General features: G+C 34.9%; 30 protein-coding genes. 24 read left to right on the forward strand and 6 right to left on the reverse strand.

The window, feature by feature from the left end; all coding sequences use genetic code 11:
• Positions 1-283 precede the first annotated feature (283 nt).
• The 13 genes from RCG20_RS21390 (at position 284) to RCG20_RS21450 (ending at position 7,976) form a co-directional block, all read left to right on the forward strand.
• Positions 284-1,267, forward strand: coding sequence for a DNA-binding transcriptional repressor DeoR (locus RCG20_RS21390; RefSeq protein ID WP_308182147.1), 984 nt, complete (start codon positions 284-286; stop codon positions 1,265-1,267).
• Between the two features lie 38 nt (positions 1,268-1,305).
• Complete coding sequence (pduL, locus tag RCG20_RS21395) at positions 1,306-1,884, forward strand: phosphate propanoyltransferase (protein ID WP_308184425.1); 579 nt, start codon at positions 1,306-1,308, stop codon at positions 1,882-1,884.
• A 19-nt stretch (positions 1,885-1,903) separates the two neighbouring features.
• Complete coding sequence (locus RCG20_RS21400) at positions 1,904-2,644, forward strand: cupin domain-containing protein (protein ID WP_308182148.1); 741 nt, start codon at positions 1,904-1,906, stop codon at positions 2,642-2,644.
• Between the two features lie 3 nt (positions 2,645-2,647).
• The gene (locus RCG20_RS21405) at positions 2,648-2,947 is read left to right on the forward strand and encodes a EutN/CcmL family microcompartment protein (protein ID WP_308182149.1); all 300 of its coding nucleotides are present in this window, start codon (positions 2,648-2,650) and stop codon (positions 2,945-2,947) included.
• Positions 2,948-2,949: 2 nt separating this feature from the next.
• Positions 2,950-4,371 (forward strand): aldehyde dehydrogenase family protein, encoded by a 1,422-nt coding sequence (locus RCG20_RS21410; RefSeq protein ID WP_308182150.1) that lies wholly within the window; start codon positions 2,950-2,952, stop codon positions 4,369-4,371.
• Positions 4,372-4,484: 113 nt separating this feature from the next.
• Positions 4,485-4,763, forward strand: a complete 279-nt coding sequence (locus RCG20_RS21415) for a BMC domain-containing protein (RefSeq protein ID WP_308184426.1) — start codon at positions 4,485-4,487, stop codon at positions 4,761-4,763.
• An 11-nt stretch (positions 4,764-4,774) separates the two neighbouring features.
• Positions 4,775-5,614, forward strand: a complete 840-nt coding sequence (gene tpiA, locus RCG20_RS21420; protein ID WP_308182151.1) for a triose-phosphate isomerase — start codon at positions 4,775-4,777, stop codon at positions 5,612-5,614.
• A complete protein-coding gene (locus RCG20_RS21425; RefSeq protein WP_308182152.1) occupies positions 5,611-6,081 on the forward strand; it encodes an RpiB/LacA/LacB family sugar-phosphate isomerase in 471 nt (156 codons plus the stop codon). The genes tpiA and RCG20_RS21425 overlap by 4 nt, the downstream gene beginning before the upstream one ends.
• 1 nt (position 6,082) lies before the next feature.
• Entirely contained in the window at positions 6,083-6,367 is a 285-nt protein-coding gene (locus tag RCG20_RS21430; RefSeq protein ID WP_308182153.1) for a EutN/CcmL family microcompartment protein, read from the forward strand.
• Positions 6,368-6,643 (forward strand): BMC domain-containing protein, encoded by a 276-nt coding sequence (locus tag RCG20_RS21435; protein WP_308182154.1) that lies wholly within the window; start codon positions 6,368-6,370, stop codon positions 6,641-6,643.
• Positions 6,640-6,897: a EutN/CcmL family microcompartment protein gene (locus RCG20_RS21440; RefSeq protein ID WP_308182155.1), complete on the forward strand. Its 258-nt coding sequence runs from the start codon at positions 6,640-6,642 to the stop codon at positions 6,895-6,897. Before RCG20_RS21435 ends, RCG20_RS21440 begins: the two co-directional genes overlap by 4 nt.
• Positions 6,898-7,080: 183 nt before the next feature.
• Positions 7,081-7,728: a deoxyribose-phosphate aldolase gene (deoC, locus tag RCG20_RS21445; protein WP_308184427.1), complete on the forward strand. Its 648-nt coding sequence runs from the start codon at positions 7,081-7,083 to the stop codon at positions 7,726-7,728.
• Positions 7,729-7,775: 47 nt separating this feature from the next.
• Positions 7,776-7,976 carry a helix-turn-helix domain-containing protein gene (locus tag RCG20_RS21450; protein WP_308182156.1) on the forward strand — a complete coding sequence of 67 codons (201 nt, stop codon included), beginning with the start codon at positions 7,776-7,778 and terminating at the stop codon, positions 7,974-7,976.
• A gap of 134 nt (positions 7,977-8,110) precedes the next feature.
• Here the strand turns inward: RCG20_RS21450 and RCG20_RS21455 are convergent, their stop codons facing one another.
• Positions 8,111-8,680, reverse strand: a complete 570-nt coding sequence (locus tag RCG20_RS21455; protein ID WP_308182157.1) for a dihydrofolate reductase family protein — start codon at positions 8,678-8,680, stop codon at positions 8,111-8,113.
• Positions 8,681-9,010: 330 nt separating this feature from the next.
• On the opposite strand from RCG20_RS21455, the gene RCG20_RS21460 reads away from it, so the two are divergent.
• Positions 9,011-9,277, forward strand: a complete 267-nt coding sequence (locus RCG20_RS21460) for a hypothetical protein (protein ID WP_308182158.1) — start codon at positions 9,011-9,013, stop codon at positions 9,275-9,277.
• A 549-nt stretch (positions 9,278-9,826) separates the two neighbouring features.
• On the opposite strand, the gene RCG20_RS21465 is transcribed toward RCG20_RS21460, so the two are convergent.
• Both RCG20_RS21465 and RCG20_RS21470 read right to left on the reverse strand, forming a co-directional pair.
• On the reverse strand, positions 9,827-10,159 hold the full coding sequence (locus RCG20_RS21465) for a hypothetical protein (protein ID WP_308182159.1): 333 nt from the start codon (positions 10,157-10,159) through the stop codon (positions 9,827-9,829).
• An 826-nt stretch (positions 10,160-10,985) separates the two neighbouring features.
• Positions 10,986-11,312, reverse strand: a complete 327-nt coding sequence (locus RCG20_RS21470) for a cupin domain-containing protein (RefSeq protein ID WP_308182160.1) — start codon at positions 11,310-11,312, stop codon at positions 10,986-10,988.
• Positions 11,313-11,775: 463 nt separating this feature from the next.
• Here RCG20_RS21470 and RCG20_RS21475 point away from each other — a divergent pair, with 463 nt between their 5' ends.
• The 3 genes from RCG20_RS21475 (at position 11,776) to RCG20_RS21485 (ending at position 13,702) form a co-directional block, all read left to right on the forward strand.
• Complete coding sequence (locus RCG20_RS21475) at positions 11,776-11,964, forward strand: amino acid transporter (RefSeq protein WP_308182161.1); 189 nt, start codon at positions 11,776-11,778, stop codon at positions 11,962-11,964.
• Positions 11,965-12,168: 204 nt separating this feature from the next.
• On the forward strand, positions 12,169-12,789 hold the full coding sequence (locus RCG20_RS21480; RefSeq protein ID WP_308182162.1) for a hypothetical protein: 621 nt from the start codon (positions 12,169-12,171) through the stop codon (positions 12,787-12,789).
• 154 nt (positions 12,790-12,943) lie between these two features.
• Positions 12,944-13,702 (forward strand): DUF2161 domain-containing phosphodiesterase, encoded by a 759-nt coding sequence (locus RCG20_RS21485; protein WP_308182163.1) that lies wholly within the window; start codon positions 12,944-12,946, stop codon positions 13,700-13,702.
• A 257-nt stretch (positions 13,703-13,959) separates the two neighbouring features.
• Here RCG20_RS21485 and RCG20_RS21490 read toward each other — a convergent pair whose 3' ends face one another.
• On the reverse strand, positions 13,960-15,258 hold the full coding sequence (locus RCG20_RS21490) for an ATP-binding protein (protein ID WP_308182164.1): 1,299 nt from the start codon (positions 15,256-15,258) through the stop codon (positions 13,960-13,962).
• Positions 15,259-15,634: 376 nt separating this feature from the next.
• Here RCG20_RS21490 and RCG20_RS21495 point away from each other — a divergent pair, with 376 nt between their 5' ends.
• The 4 genes from RCG20_RS21495 (at position 15,635) to RCG20_RS21510 (ending at position 17,773) form a co-directional block, all read left to right on the forward strand.
• Entirely contained in the window at positions 15,635-16,168 is a 534-nt protein-coding gene (locus RCG20_RS21495; protein ID WP_308182165.1) for a hypothetical protein, read from the forward strand.
• 258 nt (positions 16,169-16,426) lie between these two features.
• The gene (locus RCG20_RS21500; protein ID WP_308182166.1) at positions 16,427-16,663 is read left to right on the forward strand and encodes a hypothetical protein; all 237 of its coding nucleotides are present in this window, start codon (positions 16,427-16,429) and stop codon (positions 16,661-16,663) included.
• Positions 16,664-16,825: 162 nt separating this feature from the next.
• Positions 16,826-17,263 carry a membrane lipoprotein lipid attachment site-containing protein gene (locus RCG20_RS21505; protein ID WP_308182167.1) on the forward strand — a complete coding sequence of 146 codons (438 nt, stop codon included), beginning with the start codon at positions 16,826-16,828 and terminating at the stop codon, positions 17,261-17,263.
• Positions 17,264-17,362: 99 nt separating this feature from the next.
• Complete coding sequence (locus tag RCG20_RS21510; protein ID WP_308182168.1) at positions 17,363-17,773, forward strand: HIT family protein; 411 nt, start codon at positions 17,363-17,365, stop codon at positions 17,771-17,773.
• Between the two features lie 245 nt (positions 17,774-18,018).
• Here RCG20_RS21510 and RCG20_RS21515 read toward each other — a convergent pair whose 3' ends face one another.
• Positions 18,019-18,846, reverse strand: coding sequence for a DegV family protein (locus RCG20_RS21515; protein WP_308182169.1), 828 nt, complete (start codon positions 18,844-18,846; stop codon positions 18,019-18,021).
• A 451-nt stretch (positions 18,847-19,297) separates the two neighbouring features.
• Here RCG20_RS21515 and RCG20_RS21520 point away from each other — a divergent pair, with 451 nt between their 5' ends.
• Positions 19,298-20,323: a threonine aldolase family protein gene (locus RCG20_RS21520; RefSeq protein WP_308182170.1), complete on the forward strand. Its 1,026-nt coding sequence runs from the start codon at positions 19,298-19,300 to the stop codon at positions 20,321-20,323.
• 30 nt (positions 20,324-20,353) lie between these two features.
• Positions 20,354-21,253, forward strand: a complete 900-nt coding sequence (locus RCG20_RS21525) for an NAD(P)-dependent oxidoreductase (protein ID WP_308182171.1) — start codon at positions 20,354-20,356, stop codon at positions 21,251-21,253.
• 685 nt (positions 21,254-21,938) lie between these two features.
• On the opposite strand, the gene RCG20_RS21530 is transcribed toward RCG20_RS21525, so the two are convergent.
• Positions 21,939-22,244 carry a BC1872 family protein gene (locus RCG20_RS21530; RefSeq protein ID WP_308182172.1) on the reverse strand — a complete coding sequence of 102 codons (306 nt, stop codon included), beginning with the start codon at positions 22,242-22,244 and terminating at the stop codon, positions 21,939-21,941.
• A 203-nt stretch (positions 22,245-22,447) separates the two neighbouring features.
• Here RCG20_RS21530 and RCG20_RS21535 point away from each other — a divergent pair, with 203 nt between their 5' ends.
• On the forward strand, positions 22,448-23,353 hold the full coding sequence (locus tag RCG20_RS21535) for a branched-chain amino acid transaminase (RefSeq protein WP_308182173.1): 906 nt from the start codon (positions 22,448-22,450) through the stop codon (positions 23,351-23,353).
• The last annotated feature ends 262 nt before the right edge of the window (positions 23,354-23,615 follow it).

Genomic DNA, 23,615 nt, shown 5'->3' on the forward strand with positions numbered 1-23,615 from the left:
AATAAATACAAAAGAGGTGCTTGTTGCACCTCTTTTTATATAGTTAATTTTAATTTTCTACTTTAAAACTGAATCCGTTATCAAATTGATTAGGCGTTTTTCTTTTGTTAACTCCATTCAAATTGGGGGCCATTTAGTATGTATTGCCCTTTTTGTTTTCTATGTATTACTAACATTTGCAATAGTTAAAATTATTATTGACAGAAAATTTTGAGGAGTTATACTATACTTAACAAATGTTCATATCTATTTTAACATAATTTCAAATTAAGGTGAATCTGACATGGAAGTTGAAAAAATATCACGATTAGTTGAGATAGCTGAGTTGTATTATCTACAGGATTTTAACCAACAAGAAATAGCGAAGAAGTTTGCAATTTCTCGGCCCACCGTTTCTCGCCTCCTTTTGCAAGCAAAACAAGAGGGGATTGTTGAAATAAAAATAGTGAATCCTACAGATTTTGTTCAACAATTGGCTTTAACTTTGAAGGAGAAATTTAAGTTAAAACAATGTATAGTTGCTCCTGTTCCAAAGTTTGAAGATAACCTAATCAAAGAGAACATTGGAATAGTAGCTGCTGAGTACGTAAATGGCCTTGTTAAAAATGGAGATACCATTGGTATTACATGGGGAACAACAATATTTGAGCTAGTGAAAAAAATTCAACCCAAAAATGTTAAGGATGTAACAGTTGTCCAACTTAATGGAGGGGTTAGCTACTCAGAATCAAATACATACGCATCCGAAATTATCAACCGACTTGCTAGTGCTTTTAATACAATACCCCATTTTTTACAGGTCCCTGCAGTAGTCGACCATCTTGTTGTAAAAAATGCAATTGTTGCGGATCGCCATATTAAAAGTGTGTTGGAGTTAGGTAAAGCAGCAAATATTGCAATCTACACTGTAGGAGATCCAGGTGAACAATCCACCTTGATGAAGGCAGGCTACTTTTTAGAAGGAGATATTGAAACCTTAAAGACAAATAAAGCAGTTGGAGATATTTGTTCGAGGTATTTCGATGGTGATGGGAATATATGTAATTTTAGTTTGAACGATCGAACCATTGGTATTGACCTTCATCATTTAGCTCAGAAAGAATATGGAATTCTAGTTGCTGGAGGGAGGAATAAAATCGATGGCATCTATGGGGCATTAAAGGGTCACTATGCCAATGTCCTTATTACAGATCAGTATTCAGCCAAGGCATTACTAGAAATGGTTGGTGGTGAAGACGAATGGATCAATCAGAAATTAGAGCAATAGTCAAAAGTGTTGTAACAAAAACGCTGCTAAAACCAAAAATGGTTCCAATAGCAGTTTCAAACCGCCACGTTCATTTAGCACCCGAGCATGTTGAAAGACTTTTTGGTAGAGGGCATAAACTAAGGAATCTTAGGAATTTATCTCAGCCAAATCAATTCGCTGCAATGGAAACGGTTTCATTGATTGGCCCTAAAGGGAACATACAAAATGTTCGGGTACTTGGTCCCGCAAGAGGTAAAACTCAAGTAGAGGTTTCATTATTTGATGGATTTACATTAGGGGTGAAACCACCGATTCGAAATTCCGGTCATATCATAGGCTCTGAATCTATTACGATCCAAGGACCACGGGGACAGGTCACTATTGGTGAAGGCCTAATTTGTGCGTCTCGCCACATTCATATCCATACGAGTGACAGTGAAACTTTAGGATTAAAAGACGGTGACCGTGTTCAAGTAAGGGTGAATGGTGAGCGAGGAATCATCTTTTCAAATGTACTTATACGTGTTTCGCCTAACTATGTGCTCGAGATGCACATTGACCTTGATGAGGCAAATGCTGCAAATATTAAAAAAGGGCAATGTGGAGAAATTATTTTGATAGAAAGCCATTCATAAGTGGGCGGAGGCTGTGGCAGTGGATGTAAAACAAAAAGTCAAATCACTTGTCCAACAAGAAGTTGAAGCTTATTTTAAAAAATTCATTCCAGAACAAAGGAAGATATCAATTGTAATTTTATTAGGTTATCACTCTCTTTATCCTTCAAACATTTTGAAAGCGGTTACTCGTTTGCTGGAATCCTACGACGTGACGTTACTTTTAACGAAAGACTGGCTGCCTTTATCAGCAAACCTTTCTAACCAATCATATGTACTTTTAGAAGATACTTCGTATAGAGAATTAAATAACTTTGTTGAGAAATCCGCACTTTTAGTTGTTCCAGTTGCCTCCTATCAGTTGGTATCAAAGCTCGCTCTATCGATAGATGATGATTTAGCTGCATGGTTGTCAATCCAATATCAATTGATAGGCAAACCAATTGTAATTGTTAACGATGATGTTGAACCCAATGTCTACCAACAAATATATGCACCTTATTCTGTACTAGAACGATTAAATTCTTACATAAGCCAGATTCAACTCGATCAAGTAAAGTGGGTACCATTAAGTAAGCTAGCAACTACTGTTGATGAACAATATAAGTCGTATTCAGAAAAGCAATCTCTTATTCTTGCAAAACATATTGAAAAGGCTCATCGAGATAGGATACAAGAATTAGTAGTATCAAAGAGGAGCCAAATAACACCAGTTGCCAGAGATTTGGCAAGGGAACTTAAAATTCAAATTATCAAGTCGGACTCCTCGAAAGGAGGTTAGCCATTGATCATTGGAAAAGTAATTGGATCGATTGTTTCCACCACAAAAGCAGAGAAATTAAAGGGCAAAAAGCTCCTCATTGTGCATCCACTTGATATGAAAAGTATCGAAGAAGATGGAAAACCACTTGTCGCCATTGACACAGTTGGTTCAGGAATTGGAGAAGTAGTTTTAGTTGTCAGCGGAAGTTCGGCAAGACAAACAGAGATAACAAATGGAGTCCCAGTTGATGCCGCAATCATAGGAATTGTCGATCAAATTGAAATAGAAGGATCCTTAACTTTTAATAAAGGAGGTAAATAAATGTGCAAATAAGTGAGTTAGATATTAAAAAAATGGTTGCACAAGTCCTGCAACAATTAGAGCAAAAACCAGATACATCTGTTTCAAAAAATCTGGATGCAAGCTTTGGCAATGGAGTCTTTGAAACAGTGGATGAAGCTGTGACCGCTTCAATTCAAGCATGGGAAAACCTTCGAAAACTGCCGTTGTCTACTCGGAAACAAATGATTGAGAAAATAAGAGAAATAAGCCGTGAACATGCGGAAGAATTAGCAATTCTTGCTGTACAAGAAACGGGCTTAGGAAGAGTAACAGACAAGATTGTAAAAAATCTATTGGCAGCAAATAAAACACCGGGCGTTGAGGACTTAGCCAGTACTTCTTATTCAGGGGATAATGGATTAACACTTGTTGAATATGCTCCAATTGGGGTGTTTGGTTCCATTACACCAACAACTAACCCAGCTGCGACTATTATTAACAATATAATTTCTCTAGTTTCAGCGGGTAATACAGTCGTTTTCAACCCACATCCAAGTGCTAAAAATGTATCAATTAGAACAATCCAACTTTTAAATCAAGCAATAGTATTTGCAGGTGGACCTGAAAATACACTAACATCTGTTGCAAATCCGAATATCGATACGTCCGCTGAAGTTATGAAACATCCATCTATAAATGCCCTTGTTGTTACAGGTGGGGGTATGGTTGTTAAGGCTGCAATGAGTGTTGGAAAAAAAGTCATTGCAGCTGGTCCGGGAAATCCTCCCGTCGTGGTAGATGAGACAGCAATCATTGCAAATGCAGCTGCGAACATTGTCGCAGGTGCAAGTTTTGATAACAATATTTTATGTACAGCTGAAAAAGAGGTCTTTGTTGTTGAGAAGGTTGCAAACGCCTTAAAAAGTGAGATGGTCAAGAATGGGGCTGTTGAGCTTAAAGGCTTCCAATTAGAAAAACTACTCGAAAAAGTACTGGTAAAGAAAAATAATAAATTTTACCCAAACAAAGATTTTGTCGGCAAGGATGCTAACGTTCTTTTGGAAGCAGCTGGAATACAAGCGAGTCCAAATGTGAAGCTGGTTATTGCAGAAACAAATATGGACCATCCGTTAGTCATGATCGAAATGCTAATGCCACTTTTACCCATCGTTCGAGTACCTGATGTTGATAAAGCGATCTCATGTGCCGTAATTGCCGAAAAAGGAAATAGGCACACAGCGGTTATGCACTCCCAAAATATCACGAATTTAACAAAAATGGCGCAAGAAATTCAAGCTACTATTTTTGTGAAAAACGGTCCATCTGTTGCAGGCTTAGGCTTTGAAAGTGAGGGTTTTACGACTCTGACAATCGCAGGACCTACCGGTGAGGGATTAACCAGCGCTAAAACATTTACTCGAAAGCGACGTTGTGTTTTAGTCGATGGATTAAGAATCATATAGTGGGGTGATTTTAATTGGTTGATTCTGAAGACTCACACAAAGAAAAAGAGAAGAAGAATAAAACGAAAAAGCAAGAAAAGACAAAAGTAAATATCGATAAAGGAGGAAATAAGATGAGTCAAGAAGCTTTAGGAATGATTGAAACAAAGGGTTTAGTAGGTGCAATAGAAGCTGCAGATGCAATGGTTAAAGCAGCAAATGTTACTTTAGTAGGGAGAGAATTTGTGGGTGCTGGCCTTGTTACAGTTATGGTTCGTGGAGATGTTGGCGCTGTTAAAGCAGCAACAGAAGCAGGTGCTGAAGCGGCACAGCGTGTTGGAACGCTTATTTCCGTACACGTCATTCCGCGTCCAAACACTGAAGTCGATGGGATTATTCCGAAAGCAGAATAAGGTGGATGAGAATGGAACATTCCATTGAAAGCTATATCAAAAATCTTGTCAGAGAAACCATTGGCCAAACAATAAGTGATGTACAAACCCATAATGGGCGTTCAAATTATGTAATCGCAAATTGGAAAATGAATAAAACTTTAGCGGAAACAGCTGATTTTTTCGAAAAAGTCACTTGCGATGATACTGTTTCAGTCGTCATTTGCCCACCTGCTCCGTTATTATATCTAGCAAATAATATGATTAAACAACAAGTTAAGCCTATTGCCCTCGGTGGGCAAAACGTTCATTGGGCTGAAAAAGGCGCCTTTACTGGTGAAACATCGACTGAAATGCTCAAAGATGTTGGCTGTGAGTATGTTATCATCGGCCATTCTGAAAGAAGACAATATTTTCATGAAGATGATGAGATTATAAACCAAAAGGTGCGGCAATCAATAAAGGCTGGTCTCATTCCAATTATTTGTATTGGAGAATCATTAGAGCAAAAGAACTTCTTGCAAACAGAACAGATTTTAACAGAACAACTTATCGGAGCATTAAAAAATACTGGATCTAGTAATTTTATTATTGCCTATGAGCCAATATGGGCGATAGGAACAGGGCAGTCAGCAACTCCAGAACGAGCCCAGGAAACTCATGCCTATATCCGTTCTGTGTTAAAACAATTATTGGGTCAAACAGCAGACAGCATTTCGATTATATATGGTGGCTCTGTAAATGAAAAAAACGCAGAAGAGTTCAGCTCAATGCCTGATATCGACGGCGTACTCGTTGGCAACGCCAGCTTGAATGCCGAAACTTTTGAAGAAATTATCAATGTATTTGCCAAAGGAGAACAAAATGAATGAAAAAAGTTGCGATTGGTAGTGACCATGGTGGATACGAACTTAAAGAAAGTCTAAAAACCTATTTAACGGAATTAGGCTATGAATATCTTGATTTTGGCTGCAAGGCTAAAGAATCCGTAGACTATCCAGATATTGCTTTTCTTGTTGGTGAAACCGTCGCCACCCATGATGACTATGTAGGGATCATGATTGATGGAGTCGGGGTTGGAAGCGGAATGGTGCTAAATAAAATTCCTGGTGTCCGTGGAGCTGTTTGCTGGGATTTATCTTCTGTAATCAACAGCAGGGAGCACAATAATGCTACCGTACTGTCTATCGGTGGCCAATTTATTGGTGAAGGGCTAGCCAAGCAACTAGTAAAAACATGGCTGGAAACTGATTTTGCAGGGGGGCGGCATGATCGACGTGTAACAAAAATCATGGAGATTGAAAGTAGGTTCATAGGCCGTTCGAAAGAGGTTTTATAAAATGTTTGTAGCTAAAGTGATTGGAAATATTGTCTGTTCTCATAAAAATGACAATTTAAAAGGCTTAAAGCTACTGATTGTCCAGCCAGTAGATGATCAATTGAATGAAAAAGGCAAACCACTTGTGGCCATAGATACGATAAGACAGTCCGGAGAAGGAGATATCGTCTATTTAGCTAAAAGTAGAGAGTCTTCCATACCATTAAATAAAGATCTTGTTCCATCAGACGCAGGGATATTGGGGATTATTGACTATTACAATGTAAAACGAATGGAGGAAAAATAAATGAATAATGCATTAGGAATGATCGAAACAAAAGGTTTAATAGGTGCTATCGAAGCAGCAGATGCAATGACTAAAGCAGCAAACGTTACGCTAGTAGGAAAAGTGAATGTTGGCGGTGGTTTAGTTTGTGTAATGGTGCGTGGAGATGTTGGTGCGGTTAAAGCAGCAACTGAATCAGGTGCAGATGCAGCACGACGTGTTGGGGAACTTTTATCCGTTCATGTGATCCCAAGACCACACCAAGACATTGAAAAAATTCTTCCGTCTTTAAAATGAAACTAGCAAAAGTTGTTGGAAATATCGTTTCAACAGTTAAAACACCAAGTCATCAAAATAAAAAACTTATGGTTGTTATCCCTATTGATCCATCTGGTAAAGAATGTGGAGATGCGATGATTGCGATAGACCGTTTCCATGCAGGGATTGGAGATTATGTCCTTATCATAGAAGAAGGTGGATCCGCAAGAGATATTTTAGAAGACCCGAACGGGGCAATTGATGCTGTCATTGCCGGAATCGTTGATTGTTAACATTAATGTGAGGTGAACACGTTGGAAATTGAAGCACTGGTTGAACAAATAACGAATAAAATTATGGAACAATTAACAAATAAACAAGCATTAACTGAGGCATTGCCAGTAAAGGGATTAGGAAACATAACATATAAAGAAGGATCTTCCTCAAACCTTATCACAGGTGCATCTATTGCGAAAATGATTGACCATACTTTATTAAAGCCTGAAAGTACGAAGGATCAAATCGTAAAACTTTGCGAGGAAGCAAAAGAATATAAATTTGCAACAGTCTGTGTAAATCCGTATTGGGTTGCTACAGCTGCCAACGAACTTAAGGGTTCAAACGTTGGGGTAACAACCGTCATTGGTTTCCCATTAGGCGCCACAAGTACGTTCGTAAAAATTGCGGAAACAAGAGATGCTCTTGCAAATGGTGCAACTGAAATAGATATGGTTATGAATATTGGAGCTCTAAAATCAGGGGATTTTGAAACGGTGAAAAAGGATATTGAAGGTGTTGTTTTAGCTGTTAATGGTCATGCTCCTGTAAAAGTAATTATTGAAACGGGACTCCTAGAAATTGAAGAAAAGAAAAAGGCTTGCATTCTGGCAAAGATGGCAGGAGCAACATTCGTGAAAACTTCGACTGGCTTTGGGCCAGGATGTGCAACAGCTGAAGATATCAAGCTTATGAGAGAATCTGTTGGACCTGAAATGGGAGTAAAAGCATCTGCATGTGTTCGAGATTTAGATACTGCTAGAAAGCTAGTTCAAGCAGGTGCAACTAGAATTGGTGCAAGCTCTGGTATCGCAATTGTTACAGGTGGAAAAGGAACAGGCTATTAAGGGATTCAGAACAAAGAAATCGCTTATCCATTTAAGAGGTGACAAGAATGAATAATATTGGATATCAACTGAAACAAGCTAGATTAAAACATCAGATGGACCAGGAAGAGCTTGCATTTTTAACAGATTTACATGTGGAAACCATTTCGGCTATCGAAGAAGAAATGGTGGATGTACAGGTTTCAATCTTATATAAGCTATCCCATGTCTTAAAATGCACTTTTTCAATTGGAGATATGACAATATAACCATTTTTTATAGAGATGATTAGCTTTTTATATGCAAAACAAAGCATCAGTTATAGCTGATGCTTTTTGCTCATAGAATATACGGGATTTGCCGAGATTGTCCTTACAATTTACCATTGTAAGGAACGATATTATTAATTTCCATTCCAATGATAGAATAGTTGCACAACGCCAGAAGAGAACGTTCTTGTATTAACCATTTTTAAATTCAACCTCTGTTTTATATCAATAAACAACGGTTTTCCTTCTCCCAAAATAACTGGGTGAATAGATAATCTAAATTCATCAACAAGCCCTAAATTTATAAAAGCAGTAATGAGACTTGCTCCACCATATAGCCAGATGTCTTTACCAGGCTTATTCTTCAATTTAATTACTTCTTCAAGAATATTTTCATTTATAAATTTTGCTTGATTATCAGTCTCTATTTGAGTTCTGGAAAACACATATTTCTCTTTACTATGAACCAATTTCCAAATTTCTTTGTCGGTATCAGGGTCATTAGCGTTTGGGATATATTGTCCCCATAAATCGTAGCTTTTTCTACCATATAAAATAGTATCAATTTGATTCAAGAAATTAGTGAACCCCATATCAGGGTCCATAATGCACCAATCAACTTCTCCATTTTTCCCTTCAATAAAACCATCTAAAGTAACTGCTAAATCTAAGATAATTTTTCTCTGTTTTACGTTATTTGACATAACTCTTTCTCCTTTCATCATTCAGATATTGTTTCTTCTGCTCCGATATTCAATATTTCATTATTGACAGTATGTTTGTCGATATACTTTAACAAGTTTCTAAATACTTTGGTCACCTTAATCAATCCCCGAATACTTGTTCTTATTCTGATTATAACAAGTATTCGGGGATGTCTCAACTATCAACATTCACCTTTACAAGAGCTATTCTAAAAGGAATATGAATTTAGGAGAAAATTTATTATATAGATAGTATAAGTTGAATAACTGGAATATTTAGTATTTTTTAACAACAATTGTGTTATGATTCTTTTGAGGGGAGGCATAACATTGACTAAAAAAAGGGAAGAAACTACCGTTAATGCATTTATTTTAATATGTTTTGCAATTATTATTGGGACGCTTATTGGAGAATTACCCATCCATTTTGGTTATCGTATGTTGATTGTGCTTGTGTTAATTTTTTTCATAAAACCATTAGAAAAAATAATAAAGAAAATAACCGGGAAAGTCGGACTACGCAAGATGAATGGGTTTCTCTTTTGGGGGTTGTTCTTGGTGTTCTTTTTTCTTTGTGATTACTTTATAGAATTCTGAGTAATTTGGAAAAACTAAAATTAGGTTCTGTGGTTATTTTCAAGATTAAATAAACTATATGAATCAGTTGTATGGCACTTACAATTCGAGTGCCATTAAGTAAGAAGAATGTACGGAAAGCCCTAAATTCCTTATCCATATACCAAAAAAAAGAGAAAGTTATCAATACTAAAACGGAAAAAACAAATTAATAGGGAGAAAACGAACACGAAAAAACCGCTTATAGCATTGATATTCATTTTTTTGCTTACCATGACGAACACAACCTCAATTATTGGAGCGGAAGGGACTTCTCCAACAAAAGAAGATTCAAGTATAAAAGGATCATGCATTAATGCATCTGTCACTGAATTAAAATATCCGATGCAAAAGTTGTGGATCGAGGATGCGTGGTGGACAAGTTCTTTTTAATGTTGTACAAATTGTTCCTGTTCACCACCTATGAACAGGGCAAGACACAGTAATTGTTAGAAAATAAAAAATGATGGTAGACAATTATTTGCCCCTTGGAGTGTTTTGGGAATATTTCGAAGTATTCATTAGGGGGTATTAAAGTTGAAAATGACCTTTGAGTTTAGCGAATTCTCTTTCATTCCTAACTACCTTTTCCCAAATGTGGTCTTGATCTAATCGAATATCAGTTAGGGTTTTATGAACTACTGTGAATTGCTTTTCATTTTCATTTCGCATAAACATCTGTTCGTTCTTGACTTCTTTTATTTCTATCTTCATTTCTTTTATTTCTGTCTTCATTTCTTTTATTTCTATTTTCATTTCGTTAATATCAATCTTCATTTCTTGCATTTGTTGATTCAAGTTACCCACCATTATGATTAACTTAGATAACATATCTTCCATTCTATCTAGTCTTTGCTCGTCCATTTCCATTCACCTCCTTTTCTTAAATCATTATACTATATTTCTTTATGATATTTAAATTTTTACCACTGTATGGCAGGCTGTTTAGGGTGCCAATGGGTTTTGTGATTCGGAACTTCCGAAAATTTTTCAATATGTAAACTGGATTTGTATAGAGTATTTTCATCTCCCGACTGAAGTCACGAGTGTTCTCGACCAATCATAAAATAAATAATAAAGATGATGGGCGGTATTAGCCTGAGAAGGGGCTTCTATTGGTTTGATGACGATTTTCCACATGCTGAGAAAGTAGAGTTTAATGTAAACAAGGGCTATTTTTTAAAATGGGTAGATAGTGGGAAAATGGATAATTATGGAGAAATCATTACCATTCAAAAGAGAAAAAATTTTAAAAATTGCAAGGTCCATGAAATAAAGTTATTAAAAAATCAGGTAGATTTACTTCAATAACGATATTCCAATCTGGCGCATTTCTAGAGCAAGATATGCGCTCTTCTTAATGAATTGGGCCGTTTAATATTGGATGAAAGCCATTTTAATACTACAAGGTCAATACTTGAACGTTCTCATTCAGAGGAATACATGTCTTGAACGAGTGAATAGTTGAATGAAAAATCTATAGAAGCTTCTATCTAACGAACCTAAATGATTCGCTGGAAAAGTTGCTCTAGAGCTATCATTTCTACTTAGTCACGATAAATCTGTGTATTTTTAGTTAGCATTTCATCCACCTCGTTTAAAATCTCTGTTACTTCATTTTGCAAAAAAGGACTGCCGGTATACCCGAACTTTTTCGGATTTGTCGACAGTCTGAAATAATAATAGTTAATTATTTCTCTTCTTTAAAAGAGCCAATTAAAACAATGGTTTCTCTCTCTGTTGGATTATTTAAAGCATGTTTAATTCCGACTGGAAATTGATAAAAATTCCCGCTTTTCCCTGTAAAGGTTGTATCTCCAATAGTTGCCTCTAAAGTACCATCTAATACATAAGCAAATTCAGTTTTATCTGGATGCTGATGCAAAGGGAAATTGGAACCTGGCTGTATTTTGACTATTTTTATACTTCCATTCAAGTGCTCCATTAAAGGTTTCCCTTCAAATCCCTTAACAGGCATAGTTATCCAATCCATCTTGTGAGTATTTATTTCATTCATTAAATGTCTACCTCCGATTATATAAGGAATCATGGTGTTAAATTCAAGATAAATATACTACATTTCTTTCTATTTAGATAGAATTAAGAAGTTTTCTAACAATTCTACCTCTTCCCAATCCACCAGAAAATAAATATCTGCAGAGTTATTTAACAGAGACGACTTGAACAAATGGGATGCTATACCGAGCAAATTCGTTGATACACAATTTCTAAGGTAGAAGATTCATACATATCTCTCGATACCTCTTTGTATACAAATAAAGCAAGGCAATTGCTTAAAACTCATTTTCGAGCATTTTAGGGATACCTTCTTCTTAACCAAAGGAGACAAGAGTTGAAGATCCGGCTGCCTTAATGGTGGCCTTTTTCTTCTTTGACTAACGGATAGTCTTAGAAGAAAATACAGAAAAATCTGAGGATACATAAACAAATATGTTAAAATTTAGTAAAGGGGTGGTATTATGAAAGAAGAAGATAAACCATTTAATGATGTGATAGACCATTTTAACAAGATAGAAGGAAATGCAACGAATCCTAAAAATGCTGATTTTAATAAGTTACCAAAACCATTAAAATATATTGGATACTTTATGATTGCTTTCTTTTCTATATCTTTAATATTGATAATTATTTTAAGTTTGTTAAACTAATTCATTCTTTATTAAAGAAGGTATGGGTTGCTGCGGCAGCCTTTTTCTTCTTTAGACACGGATGCAAGAGTTGATGATCCGACAGCCGTTCCTGATGACCTTACTCTTATGAAATGCAAACGGGGTAGTTTAGTACCATAAGTAGCCTTTTTTACTATTTGCGTTAAAATTATATATATTTCATTAATTTGGGAGGTGGTTAAGATGAAACGAATGCCATACGAACCCACAACAGAATACTACGATGAAAGAATTAAAGCCACAGACGAACAAATATGTAATCTAATAAAACAACGGAAGGTTCTTTCAAATAATAATCCAGGTTTTCCAACTAAAAAATTTATTAATGCTTGGTCTGAAAAATATAATTTATATGCAGAATTTTTAAATGGAGTTTTTGGACATTTATTAAATGAAGAGATTTACAGACCTGTTGTGGAGCCGAAAGGATTTATTAAAAATATACCAATCCTTAAATCATTTGAGAAAGATGAATTGTTTTATTCGGTAACATTCGTACGTCAATTTGAAAATGCAAGTGTACTTCATCTTAACATTGATAGAGATTCTTCTGATGATATGCCAGAAGATTTTCACCGACGAGAACATACTTTTTTTGAACTTTCCATAGAAGGCGATGGGGCTAATTATGACTGCCGAAACGAAGGAGGTGGAGGCTCCAGAGGGCATACATCCTATACATACATTGTATCGCCACCTTTACCCGATGATTTTTCTGGGCTTAAATTAGTCTTTAAAGAATATAAAACACCATTCAAAACAAAACAAACGGTTTTTGAATTTGTCATAAAAATGGACAACTAATTACTTTACCATCCATTCCATTTCCCTTCTTCAACTAAAGGTAAGTTTAGTTTCTAAATGAACATTGGTAAACTATCGATATGCTATAATTTTTACAGGGTTAGTCCACTTCGATGGATAATTACAAAAAACAATTGACCATAAGGTGATTTCTTTGAAAACCAATAAAGAGAAACGATATGAAACAGATTTATATGGGCCAATTAGGGACTATTTTGCGAAAAAAGGATTCGATGTTTATGGTGAGGTTCACCACTGTGATTTGGTGGCAGTAAAGGAAGAAGAGCTGATTATTGTCGAGTTGAAGCTTGGTTTAACGATTGATCTTCTAATTCAGGCAACCAAAAGGCAACGAATAACAGATCTCGTTTATGTTGCGGTCCCAATGCCAAAATACCGTCTTTCCTCAAAAAAATGGCAGGATATTTGCCATTTGCTCAGAAGATTAGAGCTTGGTTTGATCCTAGTTTCATTTCAAAAGAGCTATGATTCGAAAGTAGAGTTAATGATATCTCCAGAATCATTTGATAGAAAGAAAAGTACCCAGAGGAATAAGACAAAAAGGAAGAAGCTCCTTGCTGAAATAGATGGAAGGCACGGGGACTATAATATTGGTGGTAGCAATAAAACCAAGATTATGACGGCTTATAAAGAAAATTGCATACACATTGCTTACCTTCTTAATCGAAATGGACCCATCTCTCCTAAAAGATTAGGAGAGATGGGGACAGGAAAAAAGACATCATCAATCCTTAGAGAAAACTATTACGACTGGTTTGATAAAATTCAGCGAGGGATTTATAGCATAAGTGAAAAAGGCAAAACTGAGTTGAAAGATTTTCCTGAACAGGTTCAGCATTTTTTGGATGAAACAATTAAGGGACAATGTGATGAAAGAGAAATAGAAAAATGACCCGTCTTTAAAGGGATTAGATTGAAGACAATGTAAGGACTACAAAGTGTTTAAGTAGCAATCTCAAATAAATAAGAACACAGATTTAAAAGAACAATTACATAATTATATGGATTCTTAAAAACTACAATAAAATAAGCCTCTTAACCAAGAGGCTTATCCCTCTATACTAACATTAAAGGGGCTTAACATTAGTTATTTTTTTAAAAACAGTCATGTCATTTTTTGAAAAAATAGAAAACGCTTACAAACCTTCGTTAAAGTAACCTATATTTAGCATTTTCTTCAAGTCCTTCATAGGAAGCATCGGGAAATAAAAGAGTAATTGTCGTTCCTTTTCCAATTTCACTATCAATTTTAATTTTCCCATACATTGCTTTTACAATACTATAAACTGTCATCATACCAAGTCCTGTACCTTTTTCCTTGGCAGAGAAGTATGGTTCCCCCAGTCGTCTCAACTGTTCCTTGGTCATCCCAATACCCGTATCGGAAATACGTACACCGATTATTTTTTTCGATGCCAATAATTCTACTTTTAGAACTCCACCTTTAGGCATTGCTTCGATAGAATTTTTAAATATATTGAGTAGGCATTGGTGTAAAAGATTTCTCTCTCCTTTAAGAATCCAGCTGGTTAAAAGTTCAGATGGGTTCGAAAAGTGTAAAACTATATTATTCATATTTGCCATAGGAGTAACAATTCCAACAACTGTTTTGATTTCCTCTTTAAAATCAAAATTTTCACTCTTTTCAATCTGAGGTTTGGCAAAGGACAAATAGTCGTTAATAATTTTTTCAGCATGTGCAAGCTCATCAAGAGCAATTCTTGTATATTCTAGTCTCTTATTGGAAGATACTTTTTCTTCTAATAATAATTGTAAAAAACCCTTGGAGACACAAATGGGATTTCTCACTTCATGCCCAAAAGAAGCAGCCAAATGACTAACAAGTTGTATTTTTTCTGTTTTAAATATTTCTCTTTTAAGAAAGAAATATTTCTTTATCCACTCTGAAATTGATAACAATAAAATAGTTCCAAAAGATGGGATTATTATATAACCTGTCCATAATTTTGATACCCAAATACTTTGACCGACAATTTGCACATAAATTAGCAGGGATAGTGAGCAGAATAAAGATAAAGATAAGCTTATTAGGAGTTTTTGAGAAAATTGGCCTTTTGAATAATAGGGTCCCAATTTATAGATAAATAGAGTGAGCAAACTATATACGATAATAGTAGGGAATATCCCGAGACCACCAATAAATAAACGAGATATAATTGTTATTACTAATAAAACAACACTTATCAAAGGCCCTTCCATTAAACCCACTAAAATAAAAGGTATCTGTCTTAAATCAAATATATAACCAGGTTGGATTTGAACACTTAGGGCAATTGATATCACTATTGCCAATCCACCAATTAGACCATGAATCCTTCTTTTAAGCCAAACATCGTATTCGAAATATCCAACCGAAATATTAGCTGCAAAACACATAATTATTAAGATTAATAGATTAATAAGTAGGTCCTTTGTGAGTAAAGCCATATTTTCACCTTCATTTCTAATTACGTTTTACAAACTTAAAATTCAAAAATTTACCACCGTGTAATATGTTACCACTGAAAAATTTTTAATAAAGTGGGATTCGTCACAGTTTGTGCACATTATTCCATAAAGTAATCTTTATAATTTTATAAAAAATTTCGGTAACGGTGAAGGCAGTAAGGAAAGATTCCCATAATAGAATAGAAATTAATTCCACATACGCCTCAGGTCCTAGTTAAAGTTAAAACTTTTGATTGTTTTTATATTTTAGGATTTTGGTAAATTTTAAATAGGGGTCATTCGGAATACTAAAAACTTGAAACTACAAAAATGTCCCTTCCTGCAGATCAAGCATTTTTAGGAGGGCAATTAAAAAATGAAAGTTTACGTGCTTCTTACTGATACGGGTACAATTTTAACAAAAATTATTAAACTATTTACGAAGGAACAACATAATCATGCATCCATTTCATTTGATGATAACTTAAACAGTGTATATAGTTTTGGACGAAAAAGGTCTAGAAATCCTTTTGTTGGGGGATTTGTAAGAGAAAATGTTCACGAAGGGCTGTTTAGAGATGCAAATTGTGCGATTTACAGTTATTCAATTTCGGAAATTCAATTTGAAAAAATGACTAAAAAAATTAGAGAAATTGAAGAAAATAAACAAAACTACAAATATAATTTTTTAGGTCTATTTGCTGTGGCGATAAATAAAGAGGTAGAAAGAAAGAATGCTTTTTTCTGCTCCCATTTCGTTGCTTTCATTCTTGAAGAATCAGGTGTACCTGTCAAAAAGCAAAAACCACTCTCACTAGTAACCCCACATGATATCAAAGAAACATTTTCCTTGAATTTAGTATACGAAGGTAAATTAGCATTCTATGAAGGTGTAAAATCAACAGGCTAACATTGATTTTTTTAGTGAAAATTACTATGCTAACTTCACTGAATCCAATTGTTACACAACTGATAAAGCGTGGAAATAATTGGATATTTATGCTAAAATCAAAATAATATTAAAAATGTATACTTTGAAGCCTCTAAACACAGCTCAGGTTTAGGTGCTATTGGAGAAGAAGGCACTGTTCAATACAAAGATGCTAATTGGAAAATTAAAGAGTCAAAAACGACTTGGGTAAGCTAATTTTAAAAGGAGGGGTTTGATATGAAAAGGTGGATTTCTTTACTCGGTGGTTTGATAATCGGCATCATACTCTCTTACTTTACACTTGATTACAAGGGCTGGACTCTAGAGTATATAGATGAAAACGGGAAAACTATTAAAGCAATAAATGAATTGGATTTTGATCTTATAACAAATAGCGTTTTAATAGTAATAGGTATTTCTATATTAATCTATGGAATATGGACACTTATTGAAAAGAAAACCAAGGATTTATAATATATTGTTTTTTGGAGATGAACGTTTCTACAATATTAGTAGGGACGATTTTTTATGGAGCAGAATGAAGAATATTTTTACCCTATATACCCCACATAAACCAATAGGATGGTAAAATTAGGATATGGACTTCAATAATATTGTAAAATAGGGGGAGTCGAGTTGAGAAAAATACTTGCTGTTTTATTTACACTATTGATGTTAACTGCTTGTTCAGATGAAAAAACGTACTATGGTTATATATTCAAAGGGGAAAGTGAACATTGGAATGGGGAATATTCTTTTAGAGGAACAGAGTTGTGGGGAGAAAAGGACGGAAGAACCACCTACTCTAATGAAAATAGTTACGAATTGGTATTAAAATACAAAGGAACGTTAAAAGATTTCTCATCGGTAAAAAACCTTGAATATTCTTATCAAACATCTACTGGAGGTGGAAGTGGCAATATGGAGTTTGTTAAACCGCCTAAAGAAGCAATAATTAAGTCTGAGGGAAGCTCACAGGGCGGGGCAAGAGTAAGTGAAGATGAAGTAATAAAAGTAAGAGTTAAATGGAATAAGCATGAAGAGACATTCACATTGCGTAACAATGGTAAATAATTTTTAATGAATATTCGAGTTAAGGAGCATTCACACAATTTTGTTTAAGTTAAAAACAATGAACATTTTACTTTTGTATTAAACTATTAGGAGGTATATATGGCTTACGATAAAAGTTGCCCGTTTTGTAATCCTGAAAAAGACATTGAGCAGAATATTGTTTTTGAAAACAAGTCTTGTTATTTTTTACAGCACAATAACCAACAAGCTGTTTTAGAAGGATGTGGTGTAATTGTTCCTAAGAAACATCATTCGGATGCTTTTGCATTAACAAAAAAAGAGTGGAATGATACATATGAACTTTTACAAAAAGCTAAAAAATACCTCGATGAAAAATATGCTCCAGATGGTTATACACTTGGATGGAATATAGGTGAGGTTTCAAATCAAACTATTCTTCATAGTCATCTTCACGTTATTCCAAGGTATAATGATGAGCCCTTAGCTGGCAAAGGTGTTCGATATTGGTTAAAACAACCTGAAAATAAAAGAAAACTATTACAGGAATGATAGTTAGAAGGAATACATGTAAATCTTGGAAAAAAATCGTCATACTAATATAAGAATGCAATAGATTCAATAGTAATAACCATCTTTGAATAATCAAAAAGCTAGAAGAGCTAGCTTTTTGATAACTATCTATAATTATCCGGCATAGGATTTAGTAATAAATATGTACTTCTTGAAAAGAGCAAAAAAATCCTCCATTAATCACGTCTGGTACCCAATACTATCCTCTTAATTGGCACCATAAATTAGAATGAAATAATCATTCCACCTCTGCCCGCATAAGTTCCCATTGTTGCACCCATATAATTAATGATTATTTCTTTTGGGTGAAATTGTTGGATTAGTTCTAATTTGATTGCCTCGGCCTCTTCTTCGTTGCCAGTATGGGTAATTCCAAAAGTAATATCAGAAAAATCCGTACCTCTTTCACTTATAATTTCGAGTGCTCTCTTTTGGAATCTCTTCTTTCCTCTAACTTTTTCAAGTATTTCTACTTTCCCACCACTAACTCTCTCTAAAATCACTTTGATATTGAGTATTTTAGCTAAGGACCCTTGGAATTTACTTAACCGTCCACCTTTAACGATATTTTCTAATGTATCTAAAAGGACGAGTATGGTCATTTTTTCTCGGTACTCTAAAAGATTAGCAATAATTTGTTCTATTGTATAACTATTCTGAGCTAGTTCTGCAGCACGGATAATTTGTAAACCATGACCTAACGATCCAGCCAATGTATCAAATACTGTTACATTGGAATGGGAGAGCTCCTTCCCGATAGATGCTGATTGATAGGTTCCGCTAAGACCTGATGAGATGGTAAGACAAAGCAATTCGTCGTCTGGGCTGAATGTAGAGAAGGCTTCTGCAAATAAGGCAGGCGCTGGCTGGGAAGTCTTTGGAAGCTCATCAGATGAAAACATCTTCGCAAAGTATTCCTTTTGTGTAAGGTCAATTCCTTCCAAATAATCATGATTATTAATATTGATGGTCAACGGAACGACAGTAATCTCAAATTTTTCGATTATTTCCTTTGGTAAATCTGATGAACTGTCTGTTATGATTTTGATCATATTCCTCATCACCTCACTAGTACAATTGGATGTTTTTACTTCAATTATAGCATTTTCCGTTTTTTTACACTAACTTTCCTTCTTATAAAAGTAACATAAGCTGTCATTAAAAGGTCAGTTTTAAAACATAACAAATGAACGATGCGTTGAAAAAGGATTTTCTAAAAAAGTATAGAATTCTAATAACAAAATAGGTTTGGAAGGATGGTTGATTTGGAACCCCAAATACATGAAGTACAACTTCGAGATGTCATAGAAGATGACATTCAAGTTTTTTTCATACATCAATTAGATGCTTCATAATAGATGAAGAAAAAGGATTTTCAAACGTACGGGGGGAAGAGGTTGAAGAATTTATTTTGAAGATTGATCATGATAATAGTATTAACGCAGATTCAATATGAAATCCACTTGTTGAACAATGAAACATTACATAAATGGAGGCAATAAAATGTACAGCTTTAAGAATGATTACAGCGAAGGCGCGCATCCAAGGATTTTAAATGCTCTAATTGAATCCAACTTAGTCCAAGAGGATGGTTATGGTGAGGACAGTTATTCCCTAAAAGCAATTGAGCTACTAAAGCAAAAAATCGGACGAACTGATGTTGATATTCACTTATTGACAGGTGGGACGCAAACCAATCTTACTGCACTTTCAGCTTTCTTAAGACCTCATGAGGCTGCAATTGCAGCAAGTACGGGTCATATATTGACGCATGAGACAGGTGCAATCGAAGCCACAGGGCATAAAATCATCTCGATAGAAGTTGACGATGGGAAACTAAATCCATCACACATAAAATCTGTGCTTGATGCTCATACGGATGAACACATGGTAAAGCCAAAGCTTGTTTACCTATCAAATACGACAGAAATAGGTACCATTTATAAGCAGAACGAACTAGAGCAGCTTAGAGATTTTTGCCAAGTAAACAATCTTATTTTGTTCATGGATGGTGCAAGACTAGGGTCAGCTCTATCTTCAACAGGAAATGACCTTACGTTGAGCGATCTTCCTATACTTGTTGATGCATTCTATATTGGTGGAACTAAGAACGGGGCACTTATTGGTGAAGCATTAGTAATTTGCCGTGATTCTCTTAAAGAGGATTTTCGTTTCCATATGAAACAAAAAGGGGCACTACTTGCCAAAGGAAGACTTTTGGGGGTACAATTCCATGAACTTTTCCGGGATAATTTGTACTTTGATCTGGCAATCCATGCAAATCGGATGGCTGATCTACTAAGAGACGAAATTACTAAAGCAGGCTTTGCATTTCTCACACAATCTCTATCAAATCAAATTTTTCCAATACTGCCTAATTCGTTAATCACCGAGCTTCAACGGAATTATTCATTTTATATTTGGGAAAAAATCGATTCAGATCACGCGGCCATCCGCCTTGTTACCTCCTGGGCAACAAAAGAGGATGAGGTGCTTGCTTTTATTGCAGAAATGAACAGGAATTTATAAGGTTTCTAACTAAAAAGGAGGATAATTATAATGAAAATTGGTTTTATCGGGTTGGGTACGATGGGTCTTCCAATGGCAACTAATTTGCTTAAAAATGGGTATGAATTAATAATTTATAATCGTACAAAAGAAAAAATGAATGTTCTTGAAGAAGCAGGGGCAATTATTGCAAATTCTCCTAAAGATGTTGCAGCTCAGAGTGATATTGTATTCACTATGCTTACAGCAGATGCTGCTGTTAAGGAAGTCATTCTCGGTAATAATGGCATTATTTACGGTGCTGATCCAGGTTTAATTGTTGTCGATTCCAGTACGATCTCCCCAGCTACGAGTAAAAAAATGGCTGAAGAACTTTCACTACATGATGTAGAAATGCTTGATGCACCAGTAACAGGTAGTGAGCCACAAGCGATAGAAGGAATTTTAACGTTTATGGTTGGTGGTAAAAAAGAAATTTATGATAAGTGTGAGCCATTATTTAAAGTAATGGGGAAAAATGCTTATTATATGGGCGAAAATGGAAAGGGCTGCTATACGAAGCTAGCTAATAATACGATGGCCGCAATTAATCTTCTCTCATTCTCAGAAGCAATCACAATGGCAACAAAAGCAGGTATCGACCCCGAAATTTTTGTGAAGGTTGTGAGTGGTGGAGGCGCAAGAAGTGGAATGGCGGACAATAAGGCGGAAAAGGTTTTTAACCGCGATTTTAAACCTCACTTTATGACGAAGCTAATCCATAAAGATCTCGGTCTTGCATCTGATGTTGCAAAAGAATTAGAAATTTCGACTCCAGTACTTGCGCTAGTGAAGGAAATCTTTCAGATGGCAAAAGCAAAAGGATATGGTGCAGAAGATATGAGTGCTGTCATTAAGTGCTATGAAGAGTGGGCAGGAATTACAGTTAAAAAGGAAAATAAGGAAATGTAATACCCTGTATAAAACTTGTTCTGTTTCCCAAGTGTTTATTGTCACTTGGGGTTTTTTGTATTTTCACCATATCATTCTTCTTTTAGAATTTCTTTATTGGGATCAATGATAGAAACCGGATTTGTAGGCCGAATTTTACGTCTTTATGTTAAAAAAAGAAAAAAGGAAATGATCTATGATATTTGTTATCTTAACAATCTTATTCAAATAAATGGTAAATGTTTTTATTCAATTGTCATATATAGTATGTATCTAAGAAAGGGTGAAACAAAATATGATATCTAAAAAAAGGGTATATCTGAATTTGGTAATATCAGTGATATTTACGTTTATTTTTTGTACTATACAAATCTTTTTTAGAAATAAAACTATTGATGCATCAATAGTTGGTTCAGCTGTCGGTGGATTTTTCGTTTTTTTATTGTCAATTATTTTTGAGAAGCCAAGCAGTAAAAATTAAAAGGTTCCTCAATTACTAAAGTGTTTGTAGAAAGAGATATTCTGTTTTTTTTAAAAACTTATTAGAAACTATGGTAGATAAAGATAGCCATAATCTATGGGAAAAAAGCCTAAATTAGGCTCATTCGTATGAAATCAACCTTTCACACGAATGAGCCAAAATAATAGATTTGTTGTTTAAAAGCCCCTACAGCTCCTCATCAAAAGGCTTAGTGGTACTGCCATTCTACAGCCATTCCTCAGCTATCGAGGAATTTTCAGCAATCGAGTAGGCTGCATTCATGATAGCTTGTGCTAATGTATCACCGGTTGCACAAACTTCATTAAAGCAAACCTCTGATGCTCCTTTTTGTGTATATGAGAAACCCAACTGTTCTAATTTTTCAACGATTACCATCGCATGGTCAAGGTTTTGCTCAGGTTGAAACTCAGACTCATAAATGAAAATCCCTTTTTCATGATCAAACCATCTATCCCATCTATTTAATTTCCAACCTAGTATTCTACGTGCTATTATGTCTATTTTGTTCATATGTTAATACTCCCTTTCTACGATTTTTTTATTTTACCATTTTACTTGTTCCTAGCCTATATATATCATTTGAATTTTTTTTAATATGACGCATGCTAAAAAGAAAGGGCCTCAGTCGTAGACCTTATTTTCAATTAGAACTTAGAATAAAATTAAAAAATCATATATACAAATAAGGTAACACTATTTTAGGGGGCTAAAATGTGTATATATTTGATCAAGGACAATTCTTAGATGAGACAGAGGTTTCGATTAGCGTACGAAACAAAGGATTAAATTATGGATTGGGATGTTTTGAAGGGATAAGGGCTTTTTGGAATGATTCCCAAGAACAATTATATATATATCGCCTGTTCGATCACTACAAAAGATTCCATGAGTCTGGTAAATCTCTCCAACTAAATATCCCTTATTCTCAGATGCAACTATTCCACTGGACAATCCAATTATTAAAAATAAATAATATACGGGAAGATGTCTATATTCGCCCCATATGCATTAATGGTGAAAATACATTACGTCCCGAATTGTCGGCACGTTTTAATCGTGTAATGATTTATTGCATCCCTTTAAAAGAATACATTTCAAAATCAGCATTACATGTGAGTGTTTCTTCATGGACACGGGTAGGTAGTAACATGATTCCTCCTCAAACAAAGTCCACGGGAGGTTATTTAAATTCGGCATTAGCCTCCACAGAAGCCAGATTAAATGGTTTTGATGAAGCAATTTTTCTGACAGAAGAAGGGAATGTGAGTGAAGGACCTGGAGAAAATATTGTTATTGTAAAAAATAAACAAGTAATAACGCCACCTATTACAGATGATATTCTTGCAGGAATTACCCGTGATACAGTAAAACAATTAGCAAATCATGAATTAAGGCTACCTTTTATTGAAAAGAGTCTATCAAGAACCGAGCTATATTCAGCTGATGAAGTATTTTTTACAGGTACCGCTATCGGTATTAAACCCATCATTCAAATCGACCATAGAATCATTGGAATAGGTCAAGAGGGACCAATTACAAAAGAAATTCGGACTCAATATGAAAATATTGTCAAAGGAAACAACCCGAATTATTTAGGCTATTGTACACCAGTGTATTAAATAAAAAAGGTGTAGTCCTCTTGATAATGAACATAAATGACAATGCAACCCATCCTTTACTCAACAAATTCGAAGAAGGCTATCCATTTTAGAAATACAATTGATAACTGCTTGTGAAGATCGGAAATGGTATATCATAATAAAAAACACCCTCCTAGAAATCATATTGTTTCAATATGATTCAGGGGGTGTTTTTTATTGTCTCATTTATCTAGGTCTTTTCAATTTATCTCCACAGGGCTATGGTTATGGGACGAGGAAC

Origin of the sequence: Neobacillus sp. PS3-40 (assembly GCF_030915485.1) — a bacterium.
In the GTDB taxonomy this organism is placed as follows: Bacteria; Bacillota; Bacilli; order Bacillales; family Cytobacillaceae; genus JAUZPL01.